A 17,498-nucleotide genomic window follows, 5' to 3' on the forward strand; every position below is an offset into this window, starting at 1 on the left:
GAAGCGCAAAAAGTTACATTTTATGATAAGAATTTAAAGGCTCGCCGAATGGCAAGCCTTTAAGGTGAAGTGGAATAAAAGATAGGACTCGTTTAAACCTTCATTTTTCAACTGTTTTTAAAAAGTTTGTAATTTCTGCCCAATAGTTATCACTTGATTGAATATTATTATGATTTTTTTCATCAAAAACTACCTTTTCTGATTCTCCTGACCATTTTTCTACTAGCGATTTAGAATGATTTGGCTGAATAATTTGGTCGTCTGAAGCAATTAATGTAAGTAATGGTGTTTCGATAAACGGAGCTCTAGAGATGTTATCAAAATGATGCTTTAACAAGATACTTACTGGAATGAATGGATAACGATCTTTTGCTACATTTGTCAAACTATCGTATGGTGAAACTAAAATTGTTCCAGTAACATCTCGCTCACTTGATAAATAAACGGCTGGACCAGTCCCCATACTTCTGCCCATCACAGCAATTTGAGTTTCATCAACATTTCCTTTATTTTTTACATGATCATAAATTGCTAGTGCATCATGAAACATTGCCTCTTCACTCGGTGAGCCTTCACTTAACCCATATCCACGATAATTCATTAATATAATCGACCATCCATCTATTTTTTTCGTATCAGTAATTAAGTGTGAGACTTCCTCTGCATTCCCTCCAAAATAGATCAGGACCGGGGAAGGTGTTGCGCTTTTAGGTTCATGATTGATAAACCAGCCGTGTATGGTTTTATCATTTGTCACTTGAATTTCAGTTTCTTCAATATGTACATATTGTTCATTAATCACATTTACCTCTTCTTCTGTAAGAGGCTGGGGGTAAAATAACATCCTTTCTTGAAAAAAGTAAAAAAGTCCAAACATCGTTACTACCATTAGAAAAATAATAGACAGTATAACTGAGATGAATTTTATAGATTGACGATACAACGTTAACCCTCTCTTGTTTAAATAATTAAACACTTCATACCAAAATAGAATTAAAGCGAATATTTCTATTATAACAATAATAAGTAATGAAGTTTGAATTTTCGATAAATTTTCTTTAAACTTATTTTAATTAGTTTTATTGATAGGGAGGGGATCACCATGGAAAAAGTTTTTACATATATCGATCGTAACCAAAAAGAGTATTTAGAAGACTTGTTTAAGTTGCTCCGTCAGCCTAGCATTAGTTCACAAAATATAGGAGTAACAGAATGCGCAACAATGTTAGCAAATATGATCGAAGATATCGGGATGGATGCTGAAATCATTCATACGCCGGGACAGCCAATTGTCTATGCAGAACGAATCGTTTCTCCTGATGCATTAACTGTCTTAATTTACGGTCATTACGACGTTCAACCGCCTGAACCGCTCAGCGAATGGCACTCAGAACCGTTCGAACCAACGATTCGCGATGGGAAAATTTTTGCTAGAGGTGTGGGAGATAATAAAGGCCAGTTAATGGCTCAAGTACTTGCAGTAAAATCGTATTTACAATGTTACGGGGAACTTCCAATTAACGTGAAGTTTGTCTTTGAAGGTGAAGAAGAATCGACAAGTGTGCATTTAGAACAATTTGTTCACGATCATCAAGAAAAATTAAAAGCAGACCTTGTTTACACTTCAGATGGACCGATGCACGCAAGTGGTGCTCCTTTTGTTATTTTGGGTGTACGTGGCATCCAGTATGTTGAACTCAATGCTTGTGGAGCGAAATGGGACAACCATTCAGGAAACAAAGGTGGTGTCGTACCTAACCCTGCATGGAAGTTAGTAGATTTATTACAAACAATGAGGGATGGAGACGGTAAAGTACTTATTGAAGGCTTTTATGATGACATAGTTTCACCTACAGAAAAAGAACGAAAATTAATAAAGTCACTTCCATTTAATCAGGAAGAAACCAATGAAACAAATGGTTATGAAGGAGACGACGATGACGCTGAATCGTATTATCGAAAACTCGCTTTTGAACCGACATTTAATATATGTGGTTTTGTGAGTGGGTATGGAGGTGAAGGGTCAAAGACCATTATCCCATCAAAAGCAACATTAAAAATGGACATGCGCCTCGTTGTTAATCAAGATCCTAAAGATATCTTTACGAAGTTCAAAAACCATGTGAAAAAACATGCCCCAGAAGTTGAAGTAAAGGATTTAGGTTTTATGTATCCATCAAGAACTTCGGTTGATCATGACTTCGTTGATGTTATTACAAAGAGTGTGCGAAGTACATATAAACAAGAACCAATTGTGTTGCCAAGTTTAGGTGGAAGTCTTCCTGACTATGTTTGGACAAAAATTTTAGGGCTGCCATCAATTGTTGTTCCTTATGCGAATGCTGATGAAAATAACCATTCTCCGAATGAAAATATGGAAGTTGAACTTTTTTATAAAGGTATAAAGAATACTTGCCAAGTGATCTATGATCTAGGCGAATACAGTAAACGTAGTAGATAAAGCTAATTTTAAAAAAGGTTAGATTCGTTTTCACACATCAAAATAAAATAAACTTTAAAAAGTGCTCATATTATTATTAAATGAATCAATTTCATAGCTCAGTAGCCTAAGTTAGCTGAAAGCAAACCCTTGGGAAAGCATCCGTCTGAAGTGAAGTTCACGCAAATTATTCGGAATTTGGCATCATATTTTGAGTTATAAAATTCATTCAAATAGATGAATTGATTTGAAAAAAGATCGTTTAAAACATTATAGGAGTGATATTTGTGTCAACGAACATTGTATCTACGGATTGGTTGAATGAAAACTTAAACAATCACGATTTAGTTATTGTTGACTGCCGTTTTCACCTTGGAAATCCTAGCAGAGGATATGAAGAATATAAAATTGAGCACATTCCTGGCGCTATATATCTTGATCTTGAAAAGGATTTATCAGCACCAATAAGTACTCACGGTGGGAGACACCCATTACCCGACATTGAAAATATGATAGAAACATTTAGTCAATCGGGTATTCATCCAACTAAACATGTCATTGCTTATGATGATCAAGGTGGAGCGATGGCATCAAGGTTATGGTGGATGTTGAAATTTTTAGGGCATCAAAATGTAGCGATAATAAACGAAGGGTTTTCAAGTTGGAAAAAGAAAGGATATGAAACAACGAAAGATATACCTAAAGTAAATCTGGTAAATTTTGATGCGGACGTGCAAAGAGATATGCTTGTGACAAAAGATGACGTAAAAGCAAAAATTTATGATAGGAATGTCATCATGGTCGATTCACGTTCAAAAGAGCGCTATTTAGGTGAAAAGGAAGAAGTTGACCCAATTGCAGGACACATTCCAGGTGCAGTTAATGAAGATTGGCAAAATAGATTGTCCAGTACAGGTGTATGGAAACAGGATGAAGAACTTATACAAGAGTTGGCCACATTAAATCAAGCAAATAAAGAAGTCATTGTTTATTGTGGATCAGGAGTAACTGCTTGTGTGAATGTCCTTGCATTAGAGGAGATCGGGAAAAAATCAAAATTATATGCAGGGAGCTGGAGTGATTGGATTACTTATGAGGATACACCTATTGCAAAAGGTCCAGAACAAAAAGGCATCGAAAAAAATCGATAAAAAAAAGTAAGACCGTATCCACTTTACATGATGTTCATGCTTTAAATGAAAATGATGAACATTACGAAGAATAAGGCTACTTTTAGAAGGCAATATAATTGAAATATTCAAATTCGTAATTGTTCATAAAATTTAATGGGGGAGATGATAAAGTGAGTCAACTTATATTTGCTGGTACATTTGAAGAAGTGAAGTCAGCAAAAACGAAAGTGATTAAAGGAGGTAAGCATGGTATCGCTGTCATTTACGATGAAGGAAGAGTTTATGCCATCGATAATCGTTGTCCACACTTAGGTTTTCCATTACATATGGGAAGTACTTGTGATGGTATGTTAACATGTCATTGGCATCATGCACGTTTTGATATTAAAAGTGGTGGGACATTAGACCCTTGGGCCGATGACGTACCAACTTATCCAGTGAAAATCAATGATGAAAAGGTATATATTGATCCTAATCCACATACACGTCAAACCATTACGCGCTTACAAGAAAGATTACGAGAGGGATTAGAACAAAACTTAAGTCTCGTTATTGCTAAAGCTGTCGTTGGGTTAATTGAAGGTGGCGAATCAGAACAACGGATCGTACAAATTGGTGTAGAGTTTGGTACGAAACATCGACAAAGAGGATGGCGGTCTGGATTAACAATCTTAACTGCGATGACTAATATTCTTCCTTACTTAGATCATAAAGGAAAAATATTAGCACTCTATCAAGGTTTAGTCCATGTTGCTAGAGAAAGTCAACGAATGGGAACGCGTTTTCTACTTGGACCGTTGCCGTTAGTAAACGAAGAGCAACCTTCAATGGAAAAACTAGCAAAATGGTATCGTCATAATATGGAAGTAAGAGATGTACAAGGTGCAGAACGCGTTTTATTAACGGCGATTGAGTTAGGTGCTACGAAAGAAGAGCTTGCTGATATGATGATGACAGCGATTACAGATCATTTCTATATGAATATTGGTCATACGTTAGATTTTCACAATAAAGCGTTTGAAGTGCTAAAGCACGTTGATGATGAGTGTCGTGACCAAGTGTTAACATCATTGTTACCTGAATTGTCGAGTGCATCTAGAAGCGAGGAATCACATAGCTGGCAGGCACCAATCAATCTTGTTGACCCGTTGTTAAATACGTTTGATGAGCTCACTCAACTAATTAACGAACAAGAGGATCATCATTGTAGTGGTTTTGACGAAAGTAAGATAGTTGACCAAGTATTGAGTGATAGACCTTTGGAAACAATCGATTCCTTAACGAATGCACTTAAACAAAACGTATCTCCAATTAAACTCGCACAATTAGTGACGTTAGCAGCAGCTGAACGCGTTGCAAAGTTCCACGTTCAAAATGAATTTAGAGATTGGATAACAGTTCTACACACCTTTACACATGCACATGCTGTTCATGAAGCGCTAAAACGTTCAATAACACCAGAACTTACACGTGCTGTTTATCACGCGGCAATGAGTGTTTATCTTGATCGTTTTTTAAATACTCCTTCTGCAAGACGTCCGCAACCTAATAATGAGTTGAACAAAAATATCTCATCGGATGAACTCCTTACGTTACTAAATCAGCAACAACAGACTGATCAAGCAGCAAAGTGGGTTGTCAATTATTTAGCTAGCGGAGGAGATAAAAAGGAATTATTTAATACGTTAGGTCATGCTTTATTACGTGAAGATGCGGAATTTCATTCTTTCCAAATGTATGAAGCAGCAATTGTGGAGCACGAGAACTGGTCAAAAGAAGGTGGCGAACTAGCTGAACGTGCAAAACAATCGATGATTATCGCAGTAACAAGATATTTAGCCGCTCACGCTCCTACATCTCGTGAAATCCCTCATACAGCGACGATCGCGATGAGATTATTTAAAGGAGAAAAACTTTTTGAAGAATAACTAAATCGGGTAATTGAAACAGTAGAAATCGTCTAAAGAGAGTACCACTCTTTTAGGCGATTTTTTAATGATTCTTAAATTCTGTTGTGCTACCTTCCCCCGCCATGTCCGTGGAAAAGAAGTCACCGTGAATGCAAACGAAAAGAATCATGAACGGATGTCGCACTTGTACCGTGAGGTGAAAGCGAGTGGACAAAAGCGAATGACTCATTATTAAATTATTTTAAGGGTAGCTTCTTTATAAATTAACGTAAGGTTTCATTAATATTTACTGTAATTTACATGAAAAACTTTCGTCTAATAAGTAAGAGCCAGAACAGGAGGAGGATAAATTGTCACGAACAGAAACGATAACGAACTGGTTTGAAAAGTATAGTGATGACATTTATAACTTTTTAATTTATTACACTGGTTCTACCGACGTTGAGGATTACGTGCAAGAGGTTTTTATAAAAGCATTAAGAAATTACCATTCTTTTAAAGGTGACTCGAATCCAAAAACATGGTTATTTAGTATTGCGAGAAACGTTGCGGTTGATGAAATGAGGAAGCGAAAGAAAGAAACGAAGAAACAACAAAAATCAATGAAACAAAAGAAGGAAAGCAGTTTAAAAACGCCAGAGGAAGTTTATCAATTAAACGAGTCAAAAAAAGAATTATACCAGATCATTCGTACGCTTAAATCAAACTACCGAGATGTATTGATCCTCCGTGGAATAAAAGAATTTACAGTTCAAGAGACAGCGGAAATATTAAATTGGACTGAAAATAAAGTCAAAGTTACGTATCATCGCGCATTAAAAGCTGTAGAAAAAAAGTTAAGGAGGTCTGATGCATGACAAGAAATAAGTTAGAGGAAGAGTTAAATTCCTTTCCTAAAAATAATAGATTAAATGAAAAGACAAAACAAAAAATGATCAATGTGATAAAAAGTGAACCATTAGAAGATCATCGTGAAGGAGGGCATATTTTTATGAAGAAAACAGTGGTTGCTTTAGTGAGTGTCGCACTCTTTGCAGGCTTGACTTTCTTTCTTTTTAGTGAGATCGATTTTACAGGTGACGATCATGCTTCACCAGGTGAAACGAACGGCCAACATGGAGAACGAGATGAGATAAACATTGGAACTGATATTGATGAAGGAAGTATTGATGATGGAAATAATCATACGTCGGAGGAAGAAACTCCAGAACCAGAAGTCGAACGAGTACTCACTGAATTTGAAGAAGTGTTTATGAATGTCATTGAAAATAGTGATGAGAATGGTAAAGTTACAAATCATGAATCAAAAGAAGACCTTTCAGAACACTTTACTCAGATAATGTCTCCTCAATTAGCTGAATGGCATGTTGAAACGTATTTTAGAGAAGAAGAAGGAGACGTGTTCGTTATCCCAACTGATACACCACTATGGTTTGATGATAGTAAACCTTATGATGAAGTAAAGGAAAATGATGAAACCTATCATGTATATCAAATAAGAGAGAACGAAATGATCGGAAAAGTGGAAATGATTTATATACTCACAGTTGATGAAGGCAAATGGATCGTTGAAAACATTGATAGTGAAGAACAGTCTTAACTTTCGCATTGAAAAGACGTGCCGATATTGATAGGTACGTCTTTTTCTATATTCAAGTTTTGGGAAAAGAAAATTTTTTGACAAGTTTTCAAGGCGTGTACGTATACATTTAATATGAAGAATTGGACAAGAAGGAAGGAGGTATCGTTTTGAATTTTCTTGTAGTAAAGAAAAAGTCATTAATGTTTATAGGGACTGCTCTTATGTTTGCATTCGGAATATTTGTATTCGCTACTTTTTTCACAGACACAGCAGTGCAAGAAGCATCTTCAGAGGCTGACATCTACACAATTAATTTGGTGACAGGAGAATATAAGACGGAAACGGAAGATGGAGAAGTTCTCGAATCTTATCGATGGGATCCTGGTACTGTTTTTATTCCTAAAGGAGAAAAAGTAACATTAAGTATCTTAGGTGTAAATGGAAAAGAACACCCGTTTATCATTGAAGGAACGGATGTTTCAGGTACAGTGCGAAAAGGGGAAGAGACAACATTAAACCTTCAGTTTAAAGATGCGGGTGTATATCGTCTCATCTGTACTGCACATGCTTCAATAGAAGATGAGGGACCAATGATTGCTTATCTTGTCGTTCAATAAACAAAAATAAAGAAGCGCCATTTTGGTAGATAGTTCCACTTTCGAGGAAAAATTCATTAACATAATAGACCTGGCAACACGTATAACCTATGTTTTACGTGTTGCTTTTTTATTGCACTTTTTATTAGGAAAATGTCCACGTTTCATCAAGGGGTGTTATCATTTTATTCTTAAGGCTTCTTCCTAGGGACTAAATAGAATCTTTTAAAAATATCGGAAAACCCATTTTATATTAACAAAAATAAAGGGAAGGTATTTCTTCTGTGAAATATCTCCCCAATGGTATTGTTATTTGTGATTTTTCCCCTTTAAACATGACTTCTCCCAATTTGGTGAGTTCTTTTAATTAAAGAGAAGCAAATAATTGTTTCATTTGATTTTTTCTTTCTTCTTGTTCCTCAGAAGTAGCTAGATCATATTTCTTAAGTAAATGGAAAGCCTCATTTAACGTTTCTTGTGATAAGTCCCGTTTTAAGAATTCATCCCACTCTTTGTTCATTGACTCACTCAGAAAAGATGATTGTTCGGCTAACTTCTTTTTTACGTCCTCTAAACTATGATCAATATTACATTTTCCCATAATGTCTACTCTCCTTTTTGTTTTTATTTATTTAAGTATGGAACATTTCAAAAGAAAAAGAAAGAGAAAGAAAGCTTTCGCCTTTTAAATACATAAATTCCTTTACTGATATGATTATAAATAATTTTGTTGTTGAGTATGAACTCCTTGAATTCGTATTTACTAGAATCAATTTCATAACTCAAAATAAGATGGGAAATTCCGAATGATGAGCGTGAACTTCACTTCAGACGGACGCTTTCCCGAGGGCTTGTCTTCAGCTAACTTAGGCTCGACAACTTTCGCCTAAGTGGATCTTCAGACTGCGCTGATCCTCCGGGAGTCGCCGCCTTTTGTTACGTTCACTTCCAAATTAAACGTACATTTAATGCAAAGATTTTTATCATTTCATTCGTTTCATTATGCAAAAAACGTAATTATGAAATTGATTCACTAAGGTATTTATTCATAAAGAGAATAAAATCTGTTATCGTACAGAACCTATAAATTGAAAACAAACAATGAATTTTATTTCAGGAGGACATCATGAAAAAACAACTCACACATTTGATCAAATTTTCGCTGATCATAACTTTTGTTTTTACTTTCCTATTTACGCCTTTACACGAAGCAAGTGCTTTTGAACGAGTGCCGACAGCGGGGGTTGCAATTAATGGTGAAATGGTTGATGGTATTAACCCAATCAAGTTAGAGGGCGAAATGTATTTACCAATTATCTACTTATCAAAGATTTTAAGCTACAATGATATTCGATTTGAAAGCCCAACAAAAACGTACGAATTAACGGACGGTTCAACATCTGTTAGGTTAACAATGGGAGGTAGTAGAGCGAGAAGAGGCGATGACTTCATTAACATTGATCCACCAAGGTGGATTGATGAAACAGGTTACGTCACATTAGATGCAGCAAGTGCATTGTTTAATACGTACATTTACTTCAAGCCAGAGAATGGGTCAATACAAATAGAAAAACCTGCTTCAAAATATGAAGTACAAAGTGGTGACACATTATGGAGAATTGCTCAAGCTCACCATACTACTGTGAATGCATTAAAAGCTGCAAATGATTTAGGGTCGAATGTCATTTACAAAGGGCAGTTGTTAAACATCCCACCTAGAGAAGAAACGAAAGAAATAGAACCGATCAAAGAGAAAAAGCCTGTTGATGATCGAAACACTGCTCCACCAGGCGATGTTCGCTCAGCAATTATTGAAGAAGCAAAAAAATATATAGGAGCTGGTTATGAATTTGGAGCAACATATGCACAAGCTCCAAGTGTATTTGATTGTTCTCTGTATATTCAATATGTATTTGGTAAACATGATATTGCCTTACCGAGAACATCACGAGAACAAGCTGGTGTAGGTGAAGCAGTTGATATTAACAACTTGCAGCCTGGAGACCTTTTATTCTTTACTACTCCAAGTATGTATTCTGATGGTCGAGTCGGACATAATGGGATTTACATGGGGAATGGAGATATGATCCATGCTTCCTCATCTAGAGGGGTTCATATTGCTGAGAATTTCATGGATATTAGTTATTGGAGAGACAACTATCTATTTTCAAAACGGATCATTGATTAACATATCACGTTTTAGACTGCTCAAGGATTCAGAGCAGTCTTTTTTTATTTACTACATTACATACATAACTTTCTCTTATTTCTAAAAAATAAAAGAGTAGGACATAGTGAAATGAAGGAGGAAACGAATGCAATTCAAACATTACACAATTAAAAAGCTCGATGACGGTTACGAAGTGATTTTATATCTAGAGGATCAAACAGAAGAATTTTCAAGTGAATTAGGTGACAGACCTGATGATAAAAAACGAAAATCACTAGAAACAGAAGCAGAACATTTCATTAGAGATAAATTCCCTAACTTTAAAGTTAAGATGGTAAAAATAATGGGTGGTTCACTTTTAGTTACGACACTTGCCTTTGCTCCAATAGAGTCCAAATCAGTTGAAGCAGCTACTCCAGATAATGGAGAAGAACAGCAGGAGGTATATACAGTAAAGCAAGGTGACACCCTTTGGAGTATTGCAAACCGATTTCATACAACAGTCAATGCGATTAAACAACACAATCAATTAACATCAGATACTCTTCAAATCGGACAACCGTTATTGATGCCGAATGGACCGTCATCTACTCGAAGTGCTACTGATACGGAGACAACGACGTATACAGTCGTCTCAGGTGATACGTTATCTCAGATTGCAGCAAAGAATGGTACGACAGTTCATGCAATTAAAGCAGCAAATAACTTAACCAATGACTTTTTAAGTATTGGTCAAACATTATCAATCCCTAGTGGAACAACTACAGTGCCTACTCCAACAGAAAGTACCTCTGAAGTAGAGACAACGACGTATACGGTTGTCTCAGGTGATACGTTGTCTCAGATTGCAGCAAAGTATGGAACAACTGTTCATGCAATTAAATCAGAAAATAACTTAACCAATGACTTTTTAAGTATTGGTCAAACGTTATCGATCCCTAGTGGAACAACTACAGCGCCTACTCCAACAGAAAGTCCCTCTGAAGGAGAGACAACGACGTATACGGTTGTCTCAGGTGATACGTTGTCTGGCATTGCAGCAAAGTATGGAACGACAGTTCATGCAATAAAATCAGCTAATAACTTAACAAGTGATTTTTTAAGAATTGGCCAATCGTTAACAATTCCAAGTGGCACAACGTCTGCACCGAAAGTAGATGAAAATAATACAACTACATATATCGTTGTTTCAGGCGATACATTATCAGGGATTGCTGCAAAGTATGGCACAACAGTTCAAGCGATTCAAAATGCTAATAACCTAACGAATGATTTTTTACGAATTGGTCAATCGTTACAGATCCCAACTTCCAATCAAGTAACGAATGATCGCTCAATAAAAGAAGTTGAGGAAGCAACGTACAGTCAAGAAGATTTAGAATGGCTTGCAAAAATGATATACGCTGAAGCTAGAGGAGAGTCATTAGAAGGACAAGTTGCCGTTGGGGCAGTCATTTTAAATAGGGTAAATAGTGAGCTATTTCCAAACAGTATAGAAGAAGTCATTTTTGAAAATAGTCATGGTCACTATCAGTTCAGCCCAGCTGGAAATGGAGCATTAGAAGCAGCGAGTCCCAATGATACGAGTTATGAAGCTGCCAATCGAGCCTTAAGAGGTGAAGACCCTACGAATGGTTCATTATTTTTTTATAACCCAGATAAAACGAATGATCAGTGGGTAAGATCAAGAACTGTATCAACTACCATAGGAAATCATGTTTTTGCACATTAACAACCATATTATCCTTTTTCATTAAACGTTCTACATATAAATGTAGAGCGTTTTATCTTTTAAAAAGTGGAAAAGGTTTATGAAAGTTTTTTGTCATTCAATGAATTATTTTGTTATAATAAACTGATGTTTTCTACTGCGATTATAGTGGTAACATAATTTTTTATAAGGTGGTTTATATTATGAGTCAATCATATAGAGTTTTACTTTACTATAAATATGTTGAAGTTGCTGATGCTGAACAATATACAAATGAACACTTGGATTTTTGTAAAGAGTTAGGATTAAAAGGCCGTATCCTCATTGCCGATGAAGGAATTAATGGAACGGTATCAGGTACAATTGAACAAACAGATCGCTACATGGAAGCAATGAAAGAAGACCCTCGTTTTTCTGATATGGTTTTCAAAATTGATGTAGCAGATCAACACGCATTCAAAAAAATGCACGTTCGTTATCGAAAGGAACTAGTTACTTTAAGACTAGAAGATGATATAAACCCGAATGAGCAAACAGGCAAATATTTAAGTCCCAAAGAGTTTTATAATGAAATGCAGTCACCAGAAACCGTGATTATTGATGCTCGAAATGATTACGAGTATGACCTTGGTCATTTCAAAGGTGCGATACGTCCTGATATTAAATCCTTCCGCGAACTCCCAAATTGGATTCGTGAAAATAAAGAAAAATTTCAAGATAAAAAAGTGTTAACGTACTGTACTGGCGGAGTTCGTTGTGAAAAATTCTCAGGATGGTTAAAGGAAGAAGGACTTGAAGACGTCAGTCAACTACATGGCGGAATTGTAACCTACGGAAAAGACCCTGAAGTAAAAGGTCAACTGTGGGACGGAAAATGTTATGTCTTTGATGAAAGAATTAGTGTGCCAGTTAACCGTGTTGAGCATGTTGTTGTTGGAAGAGATTATTTTACTAATGAACCGTGTGAACGTTACGTAAATTGCGCAAATCCAGAATGTAATAAACAAATCATTTGTTCCGAAGAAAGTGAGCATTCCTATTTACGTGGATGTTCTCATGAATGTCGCATACATTCAAGAAACCGTTACGTAAAAGAACATGAATTATCTGAAGAACAAGTGCAAGATAGATTAACTAAAATTGAAGAAACAGAACACACAGTTATTAACCAAGGATAAAAGTTGCTGCTTTTATCCTTTTCTTTATTAAAAGTTAAACGATTGTTTAAAAATTCGTTCATTGAATCAATTTCATAACTCAAAATAAGGTGCGAAATTCCGAATGATGAGCGTGAACTCCACTTAAGACGGACGCTTTCCCGAGGGCTTGTCTTCAGCTAACTTAGGCTCGAGAATTTTTCGCCTAAGTGGATCTTCAGACTGCACTGATCCTCTGGGAGTCGCCGTCTTTTGTTACGTTCACTTCGAAATAAAACGTACATTTAATGAATAAATTTATCATATCATTCGTTTCATTGCGCAAAAAACGTATTATGAAATTGATTCCATTGTAAAAATAAATGTCTCATGACATAATTTTAATTAACAGAAATTTATAAATATAACATATACTTAATTAATTGTAGATTCTCCATATGATTTTTCATATATGCTTGTTCTCGTTCATTCTTGAGAAAGGCTGGTGGTTTAAGTGGGATAACTGTCAAGGACATATTACATTTACCTGTCATGGAAACGGCAAAAATTAAATCTGGTCATGAAATGTTAGATGAAAAGCGGGTTGAGTGGATTTCTGTTATTGAAGTCCCCGTAGAAAACTTTGTGCGAAAAAATGAGTTTGTATTAAGTACTGGAATTGGTTGTGAAGATGATCCGATCCTCCTAGAGCAGTTTGTGAAAGATGTCATTGACTCTGGAGCTTCTGTATTAGCGTTTGCAACGGGGCGCTATATTTATGATATTCCTGAACGTGTTATACAAGTTGCAAGCCTTCATAACTTCATCATTATGGATATCCCTTGGGAAGTACGTTTTGGTGATATATTAGAAGATGTTCTCCACGAAATTCATGCAGATCGACAGGAGGAACGCCAACAAGCTGAAGGTGTTCGCCAACAATTAATTAACTGTGTATTGCAAGATAAAGGGATACAGGATATTGCTAATACATTGTATAAACATATAAAAGTTCCTGTAGCAATTACAGATCATAATAATTCGATTCGAGCTAACTATAAATTCGATCAGCGCATATTAAAAATATTAAATTTAGATGAACCAGGTAAAAGACAGTTAATCCCACAGTCAGAAGTTTTAAATACGGAACACCCTTTATATCATCATATGGATGAGTTTATGGTTGAAAATAACATGTGTTTCCAGCTTACAATTACAAACAATCACCATAAACAAGGGTATTTATTTATTAACCCTAAAGATCGCCAGCAATTAACTTGGTATGTAATGAACGTATTAGAGCACGGACTTACTGCATGTGCTCTGTACTTTTTAAAAGAGAATGCAATTGAAATGACCGAGATTCGATTGAAGGACAACTTTATTTTAAATTTAGCAAAGCATCATACAGAAGTGAATAATCAGCTACTTTCAAAAGCTCAGCTTCTTGGCTACGATTTAACACGACCCTACTTATGCATGGTGGGTGAAATACGCGTTAGTGAGCAAAGTTTTAAATCATCTAAGCAACAGGTAAAAGATAACCCACCAGAGTCATCATTGCAAAGTATGAATTACTATTTGCAAAAAGAAATTACGAATGCGGGAAAAGTTCTTCATAGAAGAACGATGACAACATTTGATGATGGAGAAGTAATTATTTATGTTGAAGCAGACCAACATCCATATATGGAAACTGCGAATCAATTTTTAGATTTGATTGAGCGACGCATCAATGAATTATTACCAAAATTAAAAATGTCTTGGGGAATTGCTACTCATAAAGATGGTCACTATTCTTTTTACGAAAGTTACGAAGAAGCAAGAACTGCATTAGACATTGGTTTAAAGCATAAAGGGAAAGGCGAACGTACATTTTTTACTGATACGAAAATGAATAGGCTTCTCATGGCATTATCACATGAAGAAGAGATTGCGCGGATTGTAAAAGATACATTAGAGCCTTTACTTGAATATGATAAAAAGCGACAAACCGATCTCATTTACACGATTATGATCTATAATAAATATAAAGGGAACGTAAGCCAAACTGCTCGAGCATTAAATTTACACAGACAATCGTTGCTACACAGGCTTAGAAATATTGAAAGTTTAACAGGATTATCTTTAGTGGATTCAGATGACTTGTTTTTATTAGAATTAAGTGTCCGTTTATGGATGTTGAAAAAAATAGACTAATTTTTAGAGGTGTCTTATGCGCATGGAAAGCGTGTGAGGCACCTCTTTTGCAACTTGTATAGATAGGCGAGAATAAAGTTCATACACTTTGAACATTACATAAAACCGTCTACTTTCGTAAGATAGGGGTAAGAATAGAAGTACAAATATTCCGAATATTAGAGGGGAGGTCAAACATTATGCTTCCGTTTGATATTGTTGAATATCAACATCGGTTACGGGAAACGAAAAAGTGGATGGAAAAAGAGGGGATTGAGGTTTTATTAGTAACAGACCCTGCGAATATGAATTACCTTTCAGGGTATGATGCATGGTCATTTTACGTTCATCAAATGCTTGTCATTATCATTGATGAATCGCAACCACTTTGGATTGGGCGACTTCAAGATGCAAAAGGTGCTAAATCTACGACATGGATTTATGACGAAAATGTCATTGCTTACCCTGATTATTATGTACATTCAGATATTTATCACCCTATGGATTTCATTGCAGAAATTATTACGCAAATTGGTCTAGGAAACCGGCACATCGGTGTTGAAAAAGATTGCTATTATTTTACTGCTAAAGCGTATGACCGATTACAGAAAGGTCTTCCGAATGCAACATTTAAAGATGGAGATTTAATTGTCAACCGTGTGCGTATGATTAAGTCTGACCAAGAAATTGAGTATATGAGAAGAGCTGCAGCAATTGCAGATCAAGCAATGTATAAAGGTGTAGAAACAATCCGAGCAGGGAATAGAGAATGTGATACAGCAGCTAATATTTATTACAATATCGTATCAGGTACAGATCAATATGGTGGGGATTATCCTTCGATTGTTCCTTTACTACCATCTGGTGAAAATACTGGAATTCCTCATCTTACATGGTCTGAGAAAACGTTTAAAGATGGAGAATCGGTTATCGTTGAATTAGCAGGTTGTTATAAACGTTACCACGTCCCGTTAGCAAGAACCGTATCAATTGGTACACCATCTAATGAATTGCAACAATTAGCTCCTATTGTCACCGAAGGAATCAATGAAGTATTAGCGGTGGTAAAGCCTGGCATCACGTGCAATGATATAGAGCATGTATGGAGAAAGACAATTCAAAAACATGGTATTGAAAAAGAATCTCGATTAGGTTATTCCGTTGGGTTAAATTATCCACCTGACTGGGGAGAGCACACAGCGAGTATCCGAAAAGGGGATCAAACAGTTTTACAACCAAATATGGCTTTTCATCTTATTCCTGGCCTATGGTTTGATAATTATGGGATTGAAATTAGTGAAACGTTCAGAGTGACTGATGATGGGTGTGAAACATTCACAACATACCCGCGGGAGCTAATTGTTCAATCACCATTTAATATAAATTCTCACGATGGAAAAATCAGTTAAGGAAGGCGACTCAGTATACAATTTTTTGAGGAGGATGATGAATGTGAAAAACTCAAAAATGTCTACTAACTCTGTATGGGCAGGAGAAAGAGATTATCTAGCATTTGGTGCAACACAAGTTCCGACCGTGTTCAGTGTAGGCTATTCGTATAACGATCTCGATCATTGGCTGGACGTTGCTTTAGGGAAAGAGAATGGTCATATTTATGGAAGAATGACGAATCCTACGGTTCAAGCTTTTGAAGGTAAAGTAAAAGAATTAGAGAATGCTGAGGATTGCATAAGTTTTTCGACTGGGATGGCTGCGATCAGTAATACACTGAATACATTCCTTCGCCCTGGTGATCGCGTTGTAACAATCAAAGACACTTATGGCGGTACGAATAAAATATTCTTAGAATTTTTACCTCAATTAAACATCGATGTGGCTTTGTGCGATACAACAGACCACGAAATGCTTGAAAAAGAGGTTGGTAAAGGTTGTAATGTCTTATATTTAGAAACTCCGACAAACCCAACTTTAAAAGTGGTTGACTTAAATCGCATGATTAAAAAAGCGAAAGAGGTTGGCGCTCTCGTTGTCGTTGATAATACGTTTGCCACACCAATTAATCAAAATCCACTCGCCCTCGGTGCTGACCTTGTTATTCACAGTGCGACAAAGTTCCTTGGAGGTCACGCTGATGCATTAGGTGGGATTGTTTGTGGAGATAAAAGCCTTGTTGAAAAAGTATTCCATTACCGTGAAATCAATGGTGCATGTCTTGATCCGATGAGTGCTTACCTTTTTATAAGAGGAATGAAGACACTCGACCTTAGAATTAAAAAACAAAACGAAAACGCTATGGCCGTCGCAAATTTTTTAGAAAGCCACCCAAAAGTAACAGATGTTTTTTATCCTGGTCTCGAAAGTAATGAAGGACATGAAATTGCGAAAAAACAAATGACTGGATACGGTGGAATGCTTAGTTTTTCAGTAGACGGCGGCATCGACGCAGTAAAGAAATTTATGCCGGCTTTAAAATTTGCACATAAAGCTGCAAACTTAGGGGCAGTTGAAACCACTGTTGGACCGCCTAGAACAACTAGTCATGTTGAAAACACACCAGAAGAACGAAAAGCAATGGGAATCCCTGAAGGTCTTGTACGTTATTCTGCAGGTATAGAAGATGCTGAAGATCTCATTGCTGACCTATCTCAGGCATTAAATAAACTTGAGGATAAATAACCATT

Annotated in this window: 14 protein-coding genes; 12 read left to right on the forward strand and 2 right to left on the reverse strand. The window is 36.1% G+C overall.

Annotated features, from left to right (window positions below; translation table 11 throughout):
* Positions 1 to 100: 100 nt before the first annotated feature.
* Positions 101 to 943 (reverse strand): alpha/beta hydrolase, encoded by an 843-nt coding sequence (locus tag LGQ02_RS10920; protein ID WP_226514414.1) that lies wholly within the window; start codon positions 941 to 943, stop codon positions 101 to 103.
* 159 nt (positions 944 to 1,102) lie between these two features.
* Between LGQ02_RS10920 and LGQ02_RS10925 the strand changes: the two genes are divergently transcribed.
* From LGQ02_RS10925 to LGQ02_RS10950, 6 genes are all read left to right on the forward strand, one after another.
* Positions 1,103 to 2,461: a M20/M25/M40 family metallo-hydrolase gene (locus LGQ02_RS10925; protein ID WP_226514415.1), complete on the forward strand. Its 1,359-nt coding sequence runs from the start codon at positions 1,103 to 1,105 to the stop codon at positions 2,459 to 2,461.
* Positions 2,462 to 2,727: 266 nt separating this feature from the next.
* Positions 2,728 to 3,591, forward strand: a complete 864-nt coding sequence (locus tag LGQ02_RS10930; RefSeq protein ID WP_226514416.1) for a sulfurtransferase — start codon at positions 2,728 to 2,730, stop codon at positions 3,589 to 3,591.
* 152 nt (positions 3,592 to 3,743) lie between these two features.
* Positions 3,744 to 5,501 carry a Rieske (2Fe-2S) protein gene (locus LGQ02_RS10935; RefSeq protein WP_226514417.1) on the forward strand — a complete coding sequence of 586 codons (1,758 nt, stop codon included), beginning with the start codon at positions 3,744 to 3,746 and terminating at the stop codon, positions 5,499 to 5,501.
* Between the two features lie 332 nt (positions 5,502 to 5,833).
* Positions 5,834 to 6,340: an RNA polymerase sigma factor gene (locus LGQ02_RS10940; protein WP_226514418.1), complete on the forward strand. Its 507-nt coding sequence runs from the start codon at positions 5,834 to 5,836 to the stop codon at positions 6,338 to 6,340.
* Positions 6,337 to 7,083 (forward strand): hypothetical protein, encoded by a 747-nt coding sequence (locus LGQ02_RS10945; protein ID WP_226514419.1) that lies wholly within the window; start codon positions 6,337 to 6,339, stop codon positions 7,081 to 7,083. Before LGQ02_RS10940 ends, LGQ02_RS10945 begins: the two co-directional genes overlap by 4 nt.
* A 149-nt stretch (positions 7,084 to 7,232) precedes the next feature.
* Entirely contained in the window at positions 7,233 to 7,682 is a 450-nt protein-coding gene (locus LGQ02_RS10950; RefSeq protein ID WP_226514420.1) for a cupredoxin domain-containing protein, read from the forward strand.
* A 346-nt stretch (positions 7,683 to 8,028) separates the two neighbouring features.
* Here LGQ02_RS10950 and LGQ02_RS10955 read toward each other — a convergent pair whose 3' ends face one another.
* Positions 8,029 to 8,262: a group-specific protein gene (locus LGQ02_RS10955; RefSeq protein WP_226514421.1), complete on the reverse strand. Its 234-nt coding sequence runs from the start codon at positions 8,260 to 8,262 to the stop codon at positions 8,029 to 8,031.
* Between the two features lie 525 nt (positions 8,263 to 8,787).
* On the opposite strand from LGQ02_RS10955, the gene LGQ02_RS10960 reads away from it, so the two are divergent.
* The 6 genes from LGQ02_RS10960 to LGQ02_RS10985 all read left to right on the forward strand — a co-directional run bounded on the left by LGQ02_RS10960 (position 8,788) and on the right by LGQ02_RS10985 (position 17,493).
* The gene (locus LGQ02_RS10960; RefSeq protein ID WP_226514422.1) at positions 8,788 to 9,849 is read left to right on the forward strand and encodes a C40 family peptidase; all 1,062 of its coding nucleotides are present in this window, start codon (positions 8,788 to 8,790) and stop codon (positions 9,847 to 9,849) included.
* Positions 9,850 to 9,976: 127 nt separating this feature from the next.
* The gene (locus LGQ02_RS10965; protein ID WP_226514423.1) at positions 9,977 to 11,563 is read left to right on the forward strand and encodes a LysM peptidoglycan-binding domain-containing protein; all 1,587 of its coding nucleotides are present in this window, start codon (positions 9,977 to 9,979) and stop codon (positions 11,561 to 11,563) included.
* A gap of 182 nt (positions 11,564 to 11,745) precedes the next feature.
* Positions 11,746 to 12,720, forward strand: coding sequence for an oxygen-dependent tRNA uridine(34) hydroxylase TrhO (trhO, locus tag LGQ02_RS10970; RefSeq protein WP_226514424.1), 975 nt, complete (start codon positions 11,746 to 11,748; stop codon positions 12,718 to 12,720).
* 510 nt (positions 12,721 to 13,230) lie between these two features.
* A complete protein-coding gene (locus LGQ02_RS10975; protein WP_264183973.1) occupies positions 13,231 to 14,877 on the forward strand; it encodes a PucR family transcriptional regulator in 1,647 nt (548 codons plus the stop codon).
* 179 nt (positions 14,878 to 15,056) lie between these two features.
* Entirely contained in the window at positions 15,057 to 16,265 is a 1,209-nt protein-coding gene (locus tag LGQ02_RS10980) for a M24 family metallopeptidase (RefSeq protein WP_226514426.1), read from the forward strand.
* A 37-nt stretch (positions 16,266 to 16,302) separates the two neighbouring features.
* Positions 16,303 to 17,493, forward strand: a complete 1,191-nt coding sequence (locus tag LGQ02_RS10985) for a cystathionine gamma-synthase family protein (RefSeq protein WP_404802423.1) — start codon at positions 16,303 to 16,305, stop codon at positions 17,491 to 17,493.
* The last annotated feature ends 5 nt before the right edge of the window (positions 17,494 to 17,498 follow it).

The organism is Bacillus shivajii (assembly GCF_020519665.1).
Classification (GTDB): domain Bacteria; phylum Bacillota; class Bacilli; order Bacillales; family Salisediminibacteriaceae; genus Bacillus_CA; species Bacillus_CA shivajii.